The organism is Neokomagataea thailandica NBRC 106555 (genome assembly GCF_001598495.1).
Lineage (GTDB): Bacteria > Pseudomonadota > Alphaproteobacteria > Acetobacterales > Acetobacteraceae > Gluconobacter > Gluconobacter thailandicus_A.
Genome location: NZ_BCZB01000055.1, coordinates 1 through 3,249, shown reverse-complemented (window position 1 = coordinate 3,249; position 3,249 = coordinate 1). Strand labels below are relative to the sequence as shown.

Below are 3,249 nucleotides of genomic sequence, written 5' to 3'. Positions count from 1 at the left end.
TTTTTGCATCTAGACAAAAGAAAAGGGTTATTGTAACGCTGATATTCACGTTTTTTTAACGAAAAAAATCGCAATTATCTGGATCAAAAAAAATGCAAGATATAAAAAACTTAGTTAAAATTTTAAACGAATATGATAAATTATTAACTAGAGAATTAAAAATATCAATTATAGAAATAATTTATTTACTTGATGATAATAATTTATGTAATTAATTTTATTTAAATTATACTTATTTATATGGTAGGAATTTTTAAAAAATACCACCTAGGTCACGTTGACAAAAGACCTGATCCAAAGCCTTGCTGCGGCGAGGTTGAGGAAACTCATATAGGACAGTGCGGTCGTACCGTAACGGGTCGCGATACGTCGCATCTGCTCGATGCGGTTGCGGTTCTTGTAACGCCGCCAATCTGTCTTTTGTAGAGCGCTGCGGCCTTTGCGTGATGGAATAACCGGCAGGATCCCGTGGAGCAACAGATCCTGACGGAAACTGTCGCTATCATAACCCCGATCAGCGAGTATCGCCCTGGGATTTGGAACAGGCAAGCTCATCAGGGCGTCTGTGGCCTTGTAGTCCGAGACTTGCCCCCCCGGTAAGGACAAAGCCGAGAGGGCGTCCCTGATTGTCACATCGGGCATGGATTTTACTCGTAAAGCCGCCGCATGATCGACCAAAACCCTCCGAATGAGCACCCCTTTTGCCCGCGTGGCCTGGGAGTGGGCGCGGACCACTACTGTCGACCATATGCTGCCAATTATCGGTCAGTCCCAGATCTACAAGGGTCTGTAAAAGAGCATCCCAGACACCCTGTTCAGCCCAACGCCGGAACCGGACATAAACCGAGTTCCACTTGCCATAGCGATCATGCATGTCCCGCCAGGGGCAGCCTGTGCGCAAAACATGTAGCATACCATTAAGAAACCGGCGGTTGTCTCCGGACGGTCGAACCCAACGTCCACGCTCAGAAGGCAGAAGCGGACCAATGATCGCCCACTCTTGATCCGTCAGATCTCTGCGTGCCATGCCCGCTCCACCATACTGCCCTTATTGAAGACATCAGTGAATCAGAACTCACGTAGATCGTATAGATCTTTTGTCAACGTGACCTAATTAAAAAGGCCGTTATTTTGACTATCCGTCCACTTTTCGACACTGGCGTGCCAGTATACTTCGGCACCTACAATGCCATTTAATTTACAATCTATGCACCAGTAATGGTCACCATCTCTATTTCCAGAATATGGCAAGGCAGCTAATGTTTTTTCGCCGTCATGTGTCGCGCCAACAACCTTGAGAGAGGCGAGCGTGGCCGCGCCACCTGCTCCAAAAGCCCCGTCTACATAAAGTACTCCGGCCCCCGATGCATTATTGGGGACAACCGCGTGGGTCACAATGGCGCCAGATGTGGGGTCTGTTGTTGTGTAAACATAAGATCCCCCGATCCACAACGCACTCCCATTCGTTATATGAAAGTCGTGCGGCATCCATCCAACACCATTGCCATCAATAGACAGGGCGCATGTCGCATAACCACATAAGGAAATGCCGTTGTGGTAGTTTGCTGGGTTGAGGGCAATATGTTCCTGCAGAGCATTTACAGTTCCACGTGCTCCATCAATACCAACCCCGATATCCGTTTCGATGTTCTGGTAATCTGTACCCGATCCATCGGACGCTGTTCGAGTGTTGTAAATCATCGGGCGTATGTAATGGAACGACTGGAACGACGCATTGCCCGTGTTCGTACTCTGCCCAAAAGAGGCCAGCACCGCTTGCGCGCCCGTTTTCAACGCTGGCCCCTGAAGTTGACCAATATATAATGGATCTGAGTTAATAGGGATTGTCCACCATTGTGGGCTCATAGTGAGGAATTGAGACTGACCGCCATTCAAGCTGATTTCATAACTATCCTTCGTCAGCAGGTCGGGGCGTGATGCGTTCGATCCGATGGTAATGCCATGATACTGAACGGCGTATTGTCGCGTTTCGTTGGAGACATTCTCATCAATTTCTAAATGCTCCATTCGGTGGATCAGAGATGACGCTGCTCCCGTTCCGCCCGCAACACTCCCGTCATAGTTAGAGAAATCATTCTCTGCGAAGGCTTTATTAGCTGCTCCGACATAGACGACGGCACCAGATTGTTTGGGGTCCCACACCGTATCCAGAGAAGTGGTGGATGGTAAGGCCGTCCCCTTGGTCATCTCCTGCCCCCATCCATAGACGTCAATCGTTTTGCCATCCGTACTGACATCCTTCACAAGCCCACTGTAATTTTGAAAGGAGGGCAGAAGGCCGTTTAATGAGGGATCACCGAGCGGTGTCTGGGGCGCATTTGGCGGGACCGAGTTGGTGACGATGTACATACCCGGCTTGATTTGTGACATCTCATTCGCGCTCAAAGGCGTGGTTAATTGGACCGATGTAGCTGTATAGGTTGCGACCGGAAGAATTAGCCGCGCCTGCGCATTGGCAATGCCTTCTTCCAGCATCACCCCATCATGGGTGGCCACAAAGCCTGTGCGATAATCTTCACCGGAGACGGCCCCAAGTTTCCCGGCCTGTGGTTCATTAAAGAGGCACAAACCACAACCAGCATTATAGGGACCGTTCAGCCCAGAGGTGATCGTCAGGCTTCCCGCCTGTGCCGCAAAAATCCCATAGGGAGAGTGCGCCAAGGATAGCCGAACACCCCCAATATGCATTGTCTCATAACCACCCGAAATCGCACTTCCATTCGGCGTGTATAGCTGCACTATGGGGACTGTGACGCCTCTAACAGATGGCCCGGAAGAAATATTTGATGAAGCCACAGGTGCTGTCACGCGACCATTGCCATCCAAAGAGGCTACGCCTCCCGGCGTGCCGACCTGTGTCAATTGCACAGCGTTCATACTCGAAAGTGCAATACTCGACGCTGGGATACCTCCGAGGAGTGTTTGCGGATCGATATTAGCAAAATGCGCAATACCATCTGGGCCCACAGCCCATGTCGGGTTTACAGCGTTGGATGCAATCGATCCCCCCCGTCCCATCACCGGAGCCGCATACAAGCAGGATGCAATGCTAAGCCCCAAAAAACAAAACGCTGTTAAAATTTGTTTAAGCACCGTTAAAGTCCCAGCAGATGAAACACCCAATTAACATCCAATATCACCCATCATGTGGTTGAACGAAATAGAGACGATGGTTATCCTAGCATCGGGGGTAGACCCAGGGCTTACGCATGAAAAATGGCCCTGTTG

Annotated in this window: 3 protein-coding genes; all 3 read right to left on the bottom strand. The window is 49.7% G+C overall.

All coding sequences use genetic code 11. The features are described from left to right. Positions 1-267: 267 nt before the first annotated feature. Complete coding sequence (locus NTH01S_RS12025; protein ID WP_370664326.1) at positions 268-633, bottom strand: transposase; 366 nt, start codon at positions 631-633, stop codon at positions 268-270. Beyond that, positions 515-1,027 carry an IS5 family transposase gene (locus tag NTH01S_RS12230; RefSeq protein WP_084367353.1) on the bottom strand — a complete coding sequence of 171 codons (513 nt, stop codon included), beginning with the start codon at positions 1,025-1,027 and terminating at the stop codon, positions 515-517. The genes NTH01S_RS12025 and NTH01S_RS12230 overlap by 119 nt, the downstream gene beginning before the upstream one ends. 83 nt (positions 1,028-1,110) lie before the next feature. Further along, the gene (locus tag NTH01S_RS11210; protein ID WP_068173731.1) at positions 1,111-3,114 is read right to left on the bottom strand and encodes a hypothetical protein; all 2,004 of its coding nucleotides are present in this window, start codon (positions 3,112-3,114) and stop codon (positions 1,111-1,113) included. Positions 3,115-3,249 lie beyond the last annotated feature (135 nt).

What these genes read in the sequence shown, in the direction of transcription:
- NTH01S_RS12230 (WP_084367353.1), bottom strand. Translation starts at nt 1,027, where the DNA reads ATGGCACGCAGAGATCTGACGGATCAAGAGTGGGCGATCATTGGTCCG.